The 14,119-nt window shown below is 58.9% G+C and carries 9 protein-coding genes and 1 pseudogene; 2 read left to right on the forward strand and 8 right to left on the reverse strand.

Annotated elements, in window-relative coordinates; all coding sequences use genetic code 11:
* Window position 1: 1 nt before the first annotated feature.
* On the reverse strand, window positions 2-928 hold the full coding sequence (locus CLU80_RS02725; protein ID WP_099756691.1) for a 1-aminocyclopropane-1-carboxylate deaminase/D-cysteine desulfhydrase: 927 nt from the start codon (window positions 926-928) through the stop codon (window positions 2-4).
* Between the two features lie 200 nt (window positions 929-1,128).
* Complete coding sequence (locus CLU80_RS02735; protein ID WP_093434064.1) at window positions 1,129-3,168, reverse strand: NADPH-dependent 2,4-dienoyl-CoA reductase; 2,040 nt, start codon at window positions 3,166-3,168, stop codon at window positions 1,129-1,131.
* Between the two features lie 208 nt (window positions 3,169-3,376).
* On the opposite strand from CLU80_RS02735, the gene CLU80_RS02740 reads away from it, so the two are divergent.
* Together CLU80_RS02740 and CLU80_RS02745 are read left to right on the forward strand one after the other, a co-directional pair.
* Window positions 3,377-4,507, forward strand: a complete 1,131-nt coding sequence (locus CLU80_RS02740; RefSeq protein ID WP_099756692.1) for a carbon-nitrogen hydrolase family protein — start codon at window positions 3,377-3,379, stop codon at window positions 4,505-4,507.
* Window positions 4,508-4,510: 3 nt separating this feature from the next.
* Entirely contained in the window at window positions 4,511-5,551 is a 1,041-nt protein-coding gene (locus CLU80_RS02745; protein WP_099756693.1) for an AraC family transcriptional regulator, read from the forward strand.
* Window positions 5,552-5,969: 418 nt separating this feature from the next.
* Here CLU80_RS02745 and CLU80_RS02750 read toward each other — a convergent pair whose 3' ends face one another.
* The 6 genes and pseudogenes from CLU80_RS02750 to clpX form a co-directional block, all read right to left on the reverse strand.
* Entirely contained in the window at window positions 5,970-6,824 is an 855-nt protein-coding gene (locus tag CLU80_RS02750) for a DUF2242 domain-containing protein (protein ID WP_099756694.1), read from the reverse strand.
* A 92-nt stretch (window positions 6,825-6,916) separates the two neighbouring features.
* Window positions 6,917-7,081, reverse strand: a pseudogene (locus CLU80_RS02755) (LysR family transcriptional regulator); the annotation flags it as partial.
* 614 nt (window positions 7,082-7,695) lie between these two features.
* The gene (locus CLU80_RS02760; RefSeq protein WP_095050815.1) at window positions 7,696-9,567 is read right to left on the reverse strand and encodes a SurA N-terminal domain-containing protein; all 1,872 of its coding nucleotides are present in this window, start codon (window positions 9,565-9,567) and stop codon (window positions 7,696-7,698) included.
* Window positions 9,568-9,795: 228 nt separating this feature from the next.
* Window positions 9,796-10,068 carry an HU family DNA-binding protein gene (locus tag CLU80_RS02765; RefSeq protein WP_003183171.1) on the reverse strand — a complete coding sequence of 91 codons (273 nt, stop codon included), beginning with the start codon at window positions 10,066-10,068 and terminating at the stop codon, window positions 9,796-9,798.
* A 148-nt stretch (window positions 10,069-10,216) separates the two neighbouring features.
* Window positions 10,217-12,613 (reverse strand): endopeptidase La, encoded by a 2,397-nt coding sequence (gene lon / locus CLU80_RS02770; protein ID WP_016986884.1) that lies wholly within the window; start codon window positions 12,611-12,613, stop codon window positions 10,217-10,219.
* 163 nt (window positions 12,614-12,776) lie between these two features.
* On the reverse strand, window positions 12,777-14,060 hold the full coding sequence (gene clpX / locus CLU80_RS02775; protein ID WP_003223632.1) for an ATP-dependent Clp protease ATP-binding subunit ClpX: 1,284 nt from the start codon (window positions 14,058-14,060) through the stop codon (window positions 12,777-12,779).
* Window positions 14,061-14,119 lie beyond the last annotated feature (59 nt).

Here is a 14,119-nt window from a genome sequence, read left to right on the forward strand (position 1 = left end):
ATCAGCGGCTGGCGCTAAACCCACGCCGGCCCTGCAAGCCTCCGGTATGAATGAAGATCAGCCGCGTGCCGGGCGCGAACCTGCCTGCCTCCACCTGCTGCTTGAGCGCCAGCAACGCCTTACCGGTGTACAGCGGCTCCAGTGGGACGCCGCTGGCCTGCTCGGTCTGCTCAATGAACGCGAGCAGCAGCGGATCAACCTTGGCAAAACCGCCACGGCTGGCATCGATCAACTCATAGTCGGCAGTGGCCAGTCCGGCTGACCGCATAATCGACTCGACCTGCGGCGCCACGCCGTGATCCTCAGGGACTGCCAACGCGCCATAGACCCGGTGCGCACCCGCCTCGGCGAGGACCAGTCCGGCGAGTGTCGTCCCGGTGCCGCAGGCCAGCCACCAACCGTGAAAGTCGCTCCAGCCCAGCGCAGGCAATTGCGCTTGCGCCTGTTCCTTGATGGCTGCACAGCCGAGCGCCCCTGCAAGTCCACCTCCCCCCTCAGGAACCGCTTGCAGATTGGGGTATTGCTCGTGCCAGGGTTGCCAGAATCCCGGCTCCTTGCGCGCGCGATAACCGCCATAACCCAACCAATGCAATTGCATGCCAAACGCCTGCAGATCCAGCACCGTGGGAGTTTCCTGCGCATGCCCGCGCAGCAGCCCCACGGTTTGGAAGCCCAGCCGTTTCCCCGTCGCCGCCAACGCGTGCAGATGATTGGAGTGCGCACCGCCGAGACTGATGATGCCCTCGGCACCCATACGGTCGGCGGCTTTGAGGTGTTCGACGAGTTTGAACCATTTGTTGCCGCTGATCAGCGGGTCGATCTGGTCGAGGCGCAGGATGGCCATTTCAATGCCGGCGTTTGCGAGCCAGTCGAGGTGAAGGTGTTCAAGAGGGGCTTGGGGTAGCCAATCGGTGGGAGGCAAAAGCATGAGCGGCGATTCGATCTGGACAGAGCCAGCATTCTAGTCGCTCACAAGCAGCCATCGCGAGCAGGCTCACAAGGTTCACGATGTGCACCAATCCTGTGGGAGCGAGCTTGCTCGCGAAAGCGGAGTGTCAGTCAATATATATGTCGACTGACACGATGCCTTCGCGAGCAGGCTCGCTCCCACAGGTTCAGCGGTGGAGCTTAAAGTTCAGCAGCGAGGCGCGAGCCTTGGTTGATCGCGCGTTTGGCATCCAGCTCGGCCGCGACATCGGCACCACCGATCAGGTGCACGTTCTGCCCCGCTTCCACCAGACCGTCATGCAATTCACGCAGCGGATCCTGCCCCGCGCAAATCACGATGTTGTCCACCGCCAGCACTTGCGGCTCGCCGGTTTCGCCGATGCGGATATGCAGGCCTTGGTCATCGATGCTCAGGTATTCAACGCTGTTGAGCATCTGCACCTGTTTGTTCTTCAGACCGGTACGGTGAATCCAGCCAGTGGTTTTACCCAGACCATCGCCGACCTTGGTTTTCTTGCGCTGCAACAGAAACACTTCGCGGGCCGGCGCGTGCGGTGCGGCTTTGATCCCGGCCACACCCCCACGGGCTTCGAGTTGCGTATCGATGCCCCACTCTTTCCAGAACGCGGCGCGATCCTGGCTGGTGGCCACGCCTTGGTGAACGAGGAATTCCGAGACGTCAAAACCGATACCGCCGGCGCCGATCACCGCCACGCGTTTACCGACCGGCTTGCGCTCAAGGATCACGTCCAGGTAGCTCAGCACCTTGGCATTCTCGACTCCCGGAATTGCCGGCACGCGCGGTGCAATGCCAGTGGCGAGGATGATCTCGTCGTAACCGCCTTCCACCAGTTTCGCGACATCGACGCGGGTGTTCAGGCACACCTCGACATTCGTGGTCTGCAACTTGCGTTTGAAGTAACGCAGGGTTTCGAAGAACTCTTCCTTGCCCGGCACGCGTTTGGCGATGTTGAACTGGCCGCCAATTTCGCTGGCCGAATCGAACAGGGTCACTTGATGGCCACGCTCGGCAGCCACGGTCGCGGCGGACAAACCGGCAGGGCCGGCGCCAACCACAGCGATTTTCTTGATCTGCTGCACCGGCAGATAATTGAGTTCGGTTTCGTGGCAGGCACGCGGGTTGACCAGGCAACTGGTCAGCTTGCCGCCGAAGGTGTGATCGAGGCACGCCTGGTTGCAACCGATACAGGTGTTGATTTCGTCAGCGCGGCCTTCAGCGGCCTTGTTGACGAAGTCCGGGTCGGCGAGGAACGGCCGCGCCATCGAGACCATATCGGCATCGCCTTCAGCCAGAATCTGCTCGGCGATTTCCGGGGTGTTGATACGGTTGGTGGTGATCAGCGGAATCTTCACCGAACCGCGCAGCTTGGCGGTGACCTTGCTGAATGCCGCACGCGGCACTTTGGTGGCGATGGTCGGGATCCGCGCTTCGTGCCAGCCGATGCCGGTGTTGATGATGGTTGCGCCGGCCTGCTCGATGGCTTTGGCCAGGGTAACGATCTCGTCCCAGGTGCTGCCGCCCTCGACCAGGTCGAGCATCGACAGACGGAAAATAATGATGAAGTTCGGCCCTACCGCCTCGCGCACACGACGAACGATTTCCACCGGCAGGCGCATGCGGTTTTCGTAGCTGCCGCCCCAGCGGTCGGTGCGGTGGTTGGTGTGTGCGGCGAGGAACTGGTTAATGAAATAACCTTCCGAGCCCATGATCTCGACACCGTCATACTCGGCGGTTTGCGCCAGTACCGAACAGGTGACGAAATCGCTGATCTGTTTCTCGATGCCTTCCTCGTCCAGTTCTTTGGGCTTGAACGGGTTGATCGGGGCTTGAATCGCGCTCGGCGCGACTTGTTTCGGGCTGTAGGCATAACGCCCGGCGTGGAGGATCTGCATGCAAATCTTGCCGCCCGCGTCGTGCACCGCGCGGGTGACGATGCGGTGCTTGAGCGCTTCTTCCTCGGTGGTCAGCTTGGCCGCCCCGGAGTACACGCCGCCCTCGTCGTTCGGGCCGATACCGCCGGTGACCATCAGGCCAACGCCGCCACGGGCACGTTCGGCGAAGTACGCCGCCATGCGCTCGAAACCGCCCGGTTTTTCTTCCAAACCGGTGTGCATCGAACCCATCAAGGTGCGGTTGCGCAGCGTGGTGAATCCCAGGTCCAGCGGGGCCAACAGGTGCGGGTAATGAGCGGCGGTCATCGGTAACTCCACAACGAGCAATCACGGAAAAGTTGCGGGCGCTCTGCGGCTCCCGTCAGTCATGTTCGACAGACTAAGAGTCGCATCGCTGTCACTCAATGACCGTAACTGACAACTTATTGATCCAAATGCGCAGCGCCCCTTGGCAATCAGCTCCATGGGCCCTACCCTAGTCGCCATACCCTGTACCCGGTAGCTGTTGGTTTTCATGCGCAAACTTTTGTACCTGTTTTTCTCCATGGCCCTCGTCGCCGCCCTGACCACCTACGCCATGTGGGCGGCGGACCGGCCGGCAGGCCATTACCTGTCGGACTTACGTATAAACGTGGCGGTCGATCAGGGCACGCCCGGCGACCGCGGCAATCTGCTGGGCATCCAGCCCGAACTGTTTCCCACTGACTATCAAAGCACCGAGCGCTTGCACCGCAAACTCGCAGCCTATCTGCAGCAAGCCCAGGATCAAGGCCTGCTGAACGATAAAACCGTCGTGGTGCTGCCGGAGAACGTCGGCACCTGGCTGCTGCTCAGCGGCGAGAAAGATGAGCTGTATCAGGCCCCGACCCTCGCCGAAGCAATGAACTGGCTGGCGGCGAGCAATCCCTTGCTGTTCGCCCGCGCCTGGCTCAGCGCCAACGGCAGCGACCGCCTCAACGACGCGTACCTGCGGATGAAAGCCAAGGCGATGGCCAAGGATTACCAGGCGCTGTTCGGTGGTCTGGCCAAAGAATTTCACGTGACCCTGGTGGCCGGCTCGATCGTGTTACCGGAACCCAGCGTTCGCGATGGCCAGCTCAAACCCGGTAGCGGTGCCCTGTTCAACAGCAGCGTGGTGTTCGGCCGCGATGGCGTGCCGCTGGGCCAGCCGCAACGGCAGATGCACCCGGTATTCGATCAGCGCGAAGTGCTCGAAAGCGCAGACAAACACGCGCTCAACGTCGTCGACACCCCGGCCGGACGCCTTGGCGTATTGATTGGCAGCGACAGTTGGTACCCCGACAATTACCGCAAACTCGACGAGCAAAACGCGCAATTGATCGCGGTACCGGCGCAGGTATTCGGTCAAGGTGCGTGGAATCAGCCATGGCGCGGTTACAAAGGTTCAAGCACACCGGGGTCGGTCAGCCTAAAACCCGGTGAAGTCACCGAAGGACAAGCCTGGCATCGACTGACACTGACCGCGCAACCACCGAGCAGTCGAGCGATTGCCGGCATCAGTGTGTTCCTGCGCGGGCAGTTCTGGGACAAGGCCAGTGCCGGTCAGAGTTTCCTCAGCAGCAACGGTCAGCAGTTCGCCGATGGCGATGCCCGGGGCGCGCGTTTGTTGAACATCTGGTTGTAAGCCATGAAGCCCCTGCCGATGCGCCTCGGGGACCTGTCGGTGGGCTTTGTTCACAGCCTCGCCGACGCCGTGCGCAGTCATGGGGCGGATCCGCAGTCGTTGCTGGAGCAATATGGTCTGGACGCCGCGCGACTGGCCGAGGCCGGGGCGCGTTTGTCGATTCCGCGCTATATGCGCCTGGGCCACGCGGCGATTCAGTTGACCGGCGATTCGGCGCTGGGCCTGCGCATGGGCCAGCTCAGTCGCCTGAGTCAGGCGGGGCTGGCCGGCGTTACCGCCGCACAGGCGCCAACCGTGCGCGAAGCCGCGCGCTGTCTGATCCGTTTCGAGGCGTTGTACGGTTCCAATTATCGCGGTCAGTCCAGTTTCCATGAAGATGCCCATGGCGCGTGGCTGCGTTTCTATTCGATCAGCCCGTACAACGCCTATAACCGTTTTGTCGTGGACTCGATCATTGCCGGATGGCTGCATCAGCTCTCCAGTGTCAGCCGCGAACCGCTGCGCGCCGAACGCATTGAAATCGAATTCGATGAGCCGGATTACCGCGTGGCGTACGACTTGCTGGGGGATTGCCCGATCCAGTTCGGTGCCGAGGGCAATCAACTGCGCCTGAGCCTGAACAGCCTCGCACAGCGCAATCCCGAGCATTGCCCGAGTACCTGGCGGCATCTGCTGCAATTGTGTGAACGTGAGCTGGAGCAATTGACTCGCACCCGCAGCCTGCGCGAACGCATCACTCAACTGTTGGGGCCGTTGCTCAATGGTGGCCGGGAACCCGACCTGGAAGAAGTGGCGGCACGCCTGAAGCTACCGACCTGGACGTTGCGGCGCAAACTGGCCGAGGAAGGCACGCAGTTTCGCGCAATCCTCAATGACACTCGCCGGGACCTAGCGATGACTTACATCCGCGATACCGAACTGGCATTCGGTGAAATCGCCTACCTGCTGGGTTTTGCCTCAGCCGAAGCCTTCCAGCGCGCCTTCAAACGCTGGAGCGGTCAGACGCCCGGCGAATTCCGCCGCAGTCACCGCAAAACGGCCTGAAAGCAGCTGCGAGCTATAAGCTGCAATCTGCAAGTTAAAGCTCGGTGGCGTCTTCGGCTGGCTCGGGTTGGTCCAGTTCAAAGGCCTGGTATTCGAGCAGCTCTTCTTGATATTCATCCATCGTGTAATCCCCCTGCTGCTCTCTTGAATGGGCCTGCGCAAATGCCCAGTGCCTCGAGCTTAACGTGCTCGTATGAAGGAAAAGTGAAACCCGGCCTTCATGAATAAAACGTAGCAGGTGGTCAGGATTTTATCGCAGGATTTTTGTCAGGGGAATGTAACGAGATTTTAAGCCACCCCAAAAACTACTGTGGGAGCGAGCTTGCTCGCGAAGGCGGCCAGTCAGTCACATGCGTGCTGAATGTTCCGACGCTTTCGCGAGCAGGCTCGCTCCCACAGGGTGTGCGGTGAGGCTGGATTATTGGCCGGACGCTGGCATCGCCGGAATCGGCTCGGATGGCGGGGGGATATCCGGGTTGGCCGGTGGCGTGATGGTTTCGGTCGCCGGTGCAGGTTCTGCACTCGGCGCCGGAGTGATCGGCGCGGCCTCTGCCGGTGGCGCAACCGGTTCAGACGTCACGGGTGCGGTCTCGGCAGGTGCGGGAGCGGGCTCCGCTGCAGGCGCCGGGGTTGCGGCGGGCGCAGGCGTTGGAGTCGGCGCTGGCACCAGCGCTGCCGGAGCAGGCTTCGCCTCAGGCACGCCGAGGTCAGTCTTCGGTTTCTCTTCAATGTGCGCAGCTTTCTTCGCATCCGTCGGCAGGAACTGCTCGACCAGGGTAAAGAAACGCTCGTAGAACTTCTGTGCCGTCACCGTCTCGCTGGCGACTTTGACCATCGAATCGTCGGACGAGCCGATCGGCATCGACACCGAGCCCAACACACCCACGCCGAGGCTGGCCGAGTTGTTGGTCTTCTTCAGCGCATAACGATCCTGCAAGGCGTTGGCGAACATCGTCGCATGGTGCCCGACACTGCCGTCATCGGCGCAGACCACGTTGAAGCTGATCTCCATGTGGGTGTCGCCGGTTTGCTGGAAGCTCTTGTGGCCACTGACCAGTTTCGGGTCACTGCTGGTGATGATGTAGCCCTGGCTAAGCAATGCACGGCGCGCCGCTTCGCAACTGACCGCGTCGGTCACCGGGTAATTGCGCGAAAACGTACCGGAGTCATCGAAGTTCTCATGCTCATACATCGGCTTGTCTTTCGAACAGCCGGCAACAGCGGTCAACAACAGCGCCAACCCGACAACACGCATGGGAGTGGAAATCAACATTGAACATCCTGAGAGAAAACAGTCCGGGGCGTATTGTGCAACAGATCACGCCCCGGCGGCGCATGGATTAGTGTCTTAAAGCAGTTACAACTCTATCGACCTTCAGTTGCGGGAAAAAGTCGCAATGCCAGATGATCGATGAACACGCGCAACTTTGCCGTGGCGTGGCGACTGGATGGCCATAGGACCCAGAACTGTCCGGTGTGTTCCAGATGCGTATCAAGCACGCGACGCAAACGGCCTTGAGCCTCGTCAACTCTGCACATGGATGCCGGCTCATGAACGACGGAAAATGGGTCGATTGGCAGACCGCTATCGCGAGCAGGCTCACTCCTACAATTGGAATGAGTACATCCGCAAAAAACAGCTCGGCTGTCAGGCCGCCTTCGCGAGCAAGCTCGCACACAGAAGAGCAACAGCAGAACGCATGCTGCTTCTGCTCCTCACCACTCAACAGGATGAGCGTTAGCTCGGCTGCAGCTCTTGATCTTGATCTGAAGGCCCGTCGGCAGGCTGAGTGGAGGGCTTGATCCGGGCGTGGGAGCGCAGCGACCGTTTGGCGAAGCCAAACACAGCGGGAGTAGGTGCAGCGAAGCAAACCGGAGACGCTGCGCCCGGATCAATCCCGCAGCGAAGGAACCCCGAGCTTTAGCGAGTGGGCCGAACGTCAGGGCAAAGACCTTTGGTTCCTTTGGGGCGTTTGCCAAAGGGACTCGCCGTAAGGGCGAAACCGCCAGCGGCAACACTCGCAGCAACGGATATTCACCCAAAACCCCAAGAACATGGCCGGCCCAAAGGCCGCCACTACACAACGCCCAAAAAAAAGCCCCGACCTATCAGGCCGGGGCTCTCATCACATCTCAGTCAACCATCAAAACCGCTTGATGTCCGCCTGAGCTTCCAACTGCTTGCGATAAGCAGCAAAGTCCTGCTGCCCCTCACGCGAAGCAAGGAAACGACGGTACTGAACCTTCTCTTCATCCGTCGGCGCAGCCGCTTCGTTAACACCATTCAGACGCACGATCATCAGACTGCCATCCGGCAACGTCACGCTGGTGAACGTCGGCTTGTCCTTGGCAGCCGGCTTCGGCATACGGAACAACGCTTGCAGCACCGCCGGATCAACACCTTCCTGACCACGGGTGGCCGCTTCAGTGGCTTTCCAGTTCTGACCATCAACCGCCTTGTCCAACGGCGCCTTGCCATCGCGCAGATCAGCGATCAGCTTCTCGGCCTTGGTCTTGGCAGCCGCGCTGGCGTGCTCTTTGGTCAACTGGGTGCGGATCGCCGCACTCACGTTTTCCAGCGGCAGTTGCGCAGGCTTGAGGTGTTCCTTGGAACGCAGCACGATCACGGTTTCCGGATCCAGCTCGATGGCAGTGCTGTTGGCACCCTCGTCGATTACTTCGGTGCTGAACGCTGCGGTGACCACGGCACGGTTGGCCGCAACACCTTCGCCACCTTCACGGCCGAATGGCTTGGAGGTGTGCACGGTCAGCTTCAGATCTGCCGCTGGCTGAGCCAAGTCAGACGCTTCGAATGCGGAGTCTTCCAGTTGCTTGGTCGCCTCGACAAAACGCTGCTCGACCTGAGCGGCTTTCAGCTCGCGGGTGAGCTTGTCTTTCAGGCTGGCCAGGGTCGGCACTTCAGGCGCTTCCACACCCAACAGCTTGATCAAGTGATAACCGAAGTCGGTACGAATCGGCTCGGACACCTGGTCTTTCGACAAGGAGTACAAGGCTTTTTCGAACGCCGGATCGTAAACGCCAGGGCCTGCATAACCGAGGTCGCCGCCATTGTTGGCCGAACCCGGATCCTGCGAGAACTCTTTGGCCAGCGCTTCAAACTTCTCGCCCTTGGCCAGACGCGCCTGGACGTCTTCGATCTTAGCTTTGGCCTGAGCCTCGGTGGTCTTGTCGTTCACTTCGATCAGGATGTGCGCGGCACGACGCTGTTCCGACAGGTTGGCGATCTCTTTCTGATACGCCGCCTGCAGGTCTTCGTCCTTGACGGCAACCTGATCGAAGAACGAAGACTTCTTCAGTTCTACGTAATCGATGATCACTTGATCCGGAGTCATGAACTCCTTGGCGTGCTCGTCGTAGTAAGCCTTGACCTCGTCGTCGGTCAGTTTGACCGCCGCCGGGTCAGCCTTGACGTTCAGGGTCGCGAAATCGCGGGTCTGTTTTTCCAGACGGGCGAATGCCAGCACTTCGGCGTCAGTGACGAAACCGCTGCCTGCCACACCGGCACGCAGTTGGCCGATCAGCATTTCCTGAGCCAGCATCTGACGGAATTGCATACGGCTGTAACCCAGTTGACGGATCACCTGGTCGAAACGCTCGGAGCTGAACTTGCCGTCCACCTGGAATTCAGGTGTCTGCAGGATCACTTGGTCCAGTGCGCCTTCGGAGAAAGCGAATTTCGCTTGTTCTGCACCTTGCAGCAGCAGCTTGCGATCGATCAGACCCTTGAGGGCCGATTCGCGCAGCATTTTCTCGTCGAGCAAGGAAGCATCGAAGTCCTTGCCCAGCTGTTGCATCAGCTGACGGCGTTGCATATCAACGGCCTGGCTCAGCTCGTTCTGGCTGATTTCATCACCGTTGACCTTGGCCGCCTCATTCTTGTGAGTCGTGGCCTGGAAAATGGCGTCGAAACCGGTCAGAGCCATCAGTGCAACGATGACCCCGATAATGGTCTTGGCAATCCAGCCTTGTGAATTGTCCCTGATATTCTGCAGCATGCGTCCCCCAGAAACGGTTGAACTTCAAAATTAGGCAACCGTGGAGCGTGGGTAGAATCCGGATAGAAGAAAGGCGCATCCGAGGATGCGCCTTCTCGTAACTGGCGGAGCGGACAGGGCTCGAACCCTCGATCCCGGCGTTACAGGCCACTGTTTCAGCGACCTGCTCTACCGCTCCGCTGCCAAGTCAGGCATGACCCCGACCCGGATGGGTAAAAACCTGAAAACTTAGTTAACAGCTTCTTTCAGTGCTTTACCGGCTTTGAAACCTGGCTTCTTGGCAGCCGGGATTTCCAGAGTCTTGCCGGTTTGAGGGTTACGACCGGTACGAGCCGGACGGTCCGTCACGGAGAAAGTACCGAAACCAACCAGAACAACGGAGTCGCCAGCCTTCAGAGCGCCAGTGACGGATTCGATTACAGCGTCCAGCGCACGGCCAGCAGCAGCTTTCGGGATATCAGCGGATGCAGCGATAGCATCAATCAGTTCCGACTTGTTCACTCTAAGTCCCCTTATATCTATTTTGAGATGATTCTAAGTTTTTTGGTGAAAGCAAAAACGAGTGCTGAATGGCCTACAGACACTTAAGAGCCGCTTTATAACAAGGGCTCTAAAAAACTGTCAAGGAAGCCCCCCAGGCAAAAGCGTATTAATGCGTGCTAATTCTTTCCTTAGAGTCAGACTCACGTTTTTCGTCCTTGGCAACTATCTCGGGAGCCACATCCGGCAAGGGCTCCGGCGCGTATTGCAGCGCAATTTGCAGGACCTCGTCAATCCATTTAACCGGTTTAATCTGCAGATCCTGCTTGATATTGTCAGGAATCTCCTTCAGATCGCGCACGTTCTCTTCCGGAATAATCACGATCTTGATTCCGCCGCGGTGAGCCGCCAGCAGTTTTTCCTTCAGACCGCCAATCGCCAGCACTTGACCACGCAGCGTGATTTCACCGGTCATGGCGACATCTGCGCGCACCGGAATGCCGGTCAAGGCCGACACCAGCGCCGTACACATGCCTACGCCAGCGCTAGGGCCGTCTTTCGGCGTCGCCCCTTCCGGCATGTGGATGTGCGTGTCACGCTTCTCGTGGAAGTCCAGAGGAATGCCCAGACTCTTGGCCCGGCTGCGCACTACAGTGAGCGCGGCAGTGATCGATTCGACCATCACGTCGCCCAGCGAACCGGTCTTGATCAGTTGACCTTTACCCGGCACAACCGCGGCTTCGATGGTCAGCAATTCACCACCCACCTGAGTCCAGGCAAGCCCCGTGACCTGACCGATCTGATCCTGTTGCTCAGCCAGACCGTAGCGGAATTTGCGCACCCCGAGGAAGTGCTCCAGCAGGTCAGCTGTCACTTTCACCGAGAAGCGTTTTTCCATTGCGTGCTCTTTAACGGCCTTGCGGCAGACCTTGGCGATCTGACGTTCGAGGCCACGCACACCGGCTTCACGGGTGTAGTAACGGATGATGTCGCGGATCGCTTCAGCGTCGAATTCCAACTCGCCCTTTTTCAGACCGTTAGCGGCGATCTGCTTTGGCGAGAGGTATTTGACGGCGATGTTGATCTTTTCGTCTTCGGTGTAGCCCGGCAGACGGATCACTTCCATCCGGTCGAGCAGCGCCGGCGGGATGTTCATCGAGTTCGAGGTGCACAGGAACATCACATCCGAGAGGTCGTAATCGACTTCCAGATAATGGTCGTTGAAGTTGTGGTTCTGCTCCGGATCGAGCACTTCCAGCAACGCCGACGCCGGGTCGCCACGCATGTCGCTGCCCATTTTGTCGATTTCATCGAGCAGGAACAGCGGGTTGCGCACCCCCACTTTTGTCATCTTTTGAATCAATCTTCCTGGCATCGAACCGATGTAAGTCCGACGGTGACCGCGAATTTCCGCTTCATCACGCACGCCACCGAGGGCCATGCGCACGAATTTGCGGTTGGTGGCATGGGCAATCGACTCCGCCAGCGAGGTTTTACCCACGCCCGGAGGACCGACCAGGCACAACACCGGGCCACGGATTTTCTTCACGCGTTTTTGCACGGCGAGGTATTCAAGGATACGTTCCTTGACCTCTTCGAGACCGTAGTGATCGGCATCGAGAATGTCTTCTGCGCGCGCCAGGTCCAGACGTACCTTGCTCTGCGCTTTCCACGGCACTTGCACCAGCCAGTCGATGTACGAGCGCACCACGGTGGCCTCAGCGGACATCGGCGACATCTGCTTGAGCTTGTTCAGCTCGGCAGTGGCTTTGGCCAACGCGTCTTTCGGCAGACCGGCAGCGTCGATACGCTTTTTCAGGTCTTCGATTTCGTTGTGGCCTTCGTCGCTGTCACCGAGCTCTTTCTGAATGGCCTTCATCTGCTCATTCAGGTAGTACTCGCGCTGACTGCGCTCCATTTGCTTTTTGACGCGGCCACGAATGCGTTTTTCGACTTGCAGCAGATCGATCTCGGCATCCAGCAACGCCAGAACGTGCTCGACCCGAGCCGACAAATCGATGATTTCGAGGATTTCCTGCTTCTGCTCGATTTTCAGCGCCATATGCGCCGCCATGGTGTCGACCAGGCGACCCGGCTCATCGATGCTGTTGAGCGACGACAGGACTTCAGCCGGAACCTTCTTGCCCAACTGTACGTATTGTTCGAACTGCGACAGCAGTGTGCGCACGAACACTTCGGATTCGCGCTCGGCGGCGTCGACTTCTTCGATCAGCGAGACTTCGGCACGGCAGTGGCCGTCAACTTCGCTGAAGCGCTCGACGGTGCCACGCTGCTCACCCTCGACCAGAACCTTGACGGTGCCGTCAGGCAGCTTGAGCAGCTGTAGAACAGTGGCGATGGTACCTACGCGATAGAGAGCGTCTTCACCGGGATCATCGTCAGCCGGGTTTCTCTGGGCCAGCAGCAGGATCTGCTTGTCGCCCGTCATCGCGGCCTCGAGGGCTTCGATGGATTTCTCGCGCCCCACGAACAGCGGGATAACCATGTGCGGATAAACCACGACATCACGCAATGGCAGGAGAGGCAATTCGATGGTTGTCTTCATGATTTCGCCTCTACGGCGGCCATATGGCCGTAATCAGATGGAATTGAGCTTGAAACCAAGATGGGGGCTGCCTTGAAAAAAAACAAGCACAAAGCGGATGTAAAAAATGACATAAAAAAAAAGAGGCCCGAAGGCCCCTTCTTTATTCCAGCAGACTGGACGCTTAAGCGTCCGGCGCTGCCTTGGCCGTCGGCTCACTGTTTTCGTAGATATACAGTGGCTTGGACTTGCCTTCGATCACGCTTTCATCGATCACGACTTTGCTCACCTCGGACTGCGAGGGGATTTCATACATCGTGTCGAGCAGTACACCTTCGAGAATCGAGCGCAGACCACGAGCACCGGTTTTACGTTCCAGGGCACGCTTGGCGACCGATTTCAGTGCGTCGGTCCGGAATTCCAGATCCACGCCTTCCATCTCGAACAGCTTGGCATACTGTTTGGTCAGAGCATTTTTCGGCTCGGTGAGGATCTGCATCAGCGCAGCCTCATCCAGCTCGTCCAGCGTCGCGAGGACCGGCAGACGACCGACGAATTCCGGGATCAGACCGAACTTGACCAGATCGTCAGGCTCGACTTCACGCAGGGATTCACCGACTTTCTTGCCTTCTTCCTTGCTGCGCACTTCTGCGTTGAAGCCGATGCCGCCCTTGGTGGAACGGTTTTGAATAACCTTTTCCAGACCGGAGAACGCACCACCGCAGATGAACAGGATGTTACGGGTGTCGACCTGCAGGAATTCCTGCTGCGGGTGCTTGCGACCACCTTGCGGCGGTACGGAAGCGACCGTGCCTTCGATCAACTTCAGCAAGGCCTGTTGCACGCCTTCACCGGAAACGTCCCGGGTGATCGACGGGTTGTCGGACTTGCGGGAAATCTTGTCGATTTCGTCGATGTAGACAATACCCATCTGGGCCTTCTCTACGTCGTAATCGCACTTCTGCAGCAGCTTCTGAATGATGTTCTCGACATCTTCACCCACGTAACCCGCCTCGGTGAGGGTGGTTGCGTCGGCAATGGTGAACGGAACGTTCAGCAAGCGGGCCAGTGTTTCGGCCAGCAGGGTTTTACCGGAGCCTGTCGGGCCGATCAGCAGGATGTTGCTCTTGCCGAGTTCGACGTCGTCAGCCTTTTTGTCACGCTGGTTCAGGCGCTTGTAGTGGTTGTACACCGCTACGGCCAAAACCTTTTTCGCACGCTCCTGACCAATGACGTACTGGTCAAGGATGCCGCTGATTTCTTTAGGCGAAGGCAATTTATGCGCGCTGCTCTCGGCCTGGGCTTCCTGCACCTCCTCGCGGATGATGTCATTGCACAGGTCGACGCACTCGTCGCAGATAAAGACCGAGGGGCCGGCAATCAATTTGCGCACTTCATGCTGGCTTTTGCCACAGAAGGAGCAATAGAGCAGCTTGCCGTTGTCCTCGCCGTTGCGGGTGTCAGTCATTCGTTCGATCCAAATCCGATAGGCTTGCAACACAAGATGAAGGCTATTGCGGGCTTTTT

Origin of the sequence: Pseudomonas sp. 29 (assembly GCF_002754355.1) — a bacterium.
Classification (GTDB): Bacteria; Pseudomonadota; Gammaproteobacteria; order Pseudomonadales; family Pseudomonadaceae; genus Aquipseudomonas; species Aquipseudomonas neuropathica.